The sequence below is a fragment of the Streptomyces sp. NPDC001156 genome (assembly GCF_053598275.1).
Window position 1 is genome coordinate 1 of record NZ_JBSFJX010000576.1, and the last position, 1,043, is coordinate 1,043.

Below are 1,043 nucleotides of genomic sequence, written 5' to 3' on the forward strand. Positions count from 1 at the left end.
GGTTGACTCGACAGGGCTTCTTGCAGCCCTTGTGCGAACGAGATCTGTGTCATGCGGGCCTGGACGGTGTCCAGGCCCGCGGTGCTGGGGTCGTCAGGATTGGTGAGCCGGACGTGCGCGGCGAGGGCTGCGGAGACCATGTCCCGGTCGGCGACGAGGCCGCAGGAGACGCATCGGTGGACGCGGTCGGCGAGCGTTTTCTTCACCTGTGCGCCGCACAGGCACGTCTGCGACAGCTTGGTGGTGGACGTGGACGCGCGCAGCAGGCGGCCGCCGGTCTTCTCGCACTCGCGGCTGATGGCGGTGATGAGCCGGCCGGGTGTGGTGGCCTGTAGTGCCTTGCCCCACAGCCGGTACCAGGTGCGAATGTCGCAGTCTTCGACCGTGAGGTTGGCGCCGTGGTCGGTGATGATGCGTTCGGCGATGCGGCGGGCGCGGTGGTCTTTCGCCGCGGCCAGGGTCGCTGCCGCCTCGGCGAGCTTGGCCCGGCCCAGTCGGTAGCCGGCCGACAGGTCATCGCGCCGGTACGCCTGCCTGGGCACACCTGCTGTGTTCGCCGCCCGGGCACCGCCGGGGACCTGAACGTGCCGTGCGGGCAGTCCGGCGCCTTCGCGGCGTTCGGCGCGGGCCTGCTGCCGCTTCGACATCCCGTACTGGTTGGGGTTGGTTGCCCGGCGGGACCGGTCGAGGGCGCGTTTCCGGCCCCGTTCCTTACGCTGGGCCTTCGCCAGCGCGGCACGTTCGTCGTCAGTGAGCTCGACACGACTCGCCTGTATTGCGCCGTCGGCGGGGTCGAACGTGCCTGGGAAGGAGACGACGGACAGGTTGGAGACGTTGCCATCGATCCCGCCGACCCGGGCAAGCTCGGCCGCAGCCTTGCGGCGGCCGCGGGTGCCGGGCGATGCATAACCGCCGGCGAGCACCATCAGGTGCGCCTCGTACACCCAGCCGCCGGGCGCGGAGGTGTCGCGGCGGCGGACGAGATCGACCTTGTGCCACAGCTGCGGGTTGTTCAGGAAGTGCAGTAGGCGGGGCCAGCGGCC

The 1,043-nt window shown here is 70.8% G+C and carries 1 protein-coding gene; it reads right to left on the reverse strand.

Annotation, left to right across the window (positions count from 1 at the left end):
* Nucleotides 1-1,043, reverse strand: a 1,043-nt coding sequence (locus ACWDA7_RS53215; RefSeq protein ID WP_450615477.1) for a zinc ribbon domain-containing protein, incomplete at both ends; no start/stop codon positions are given.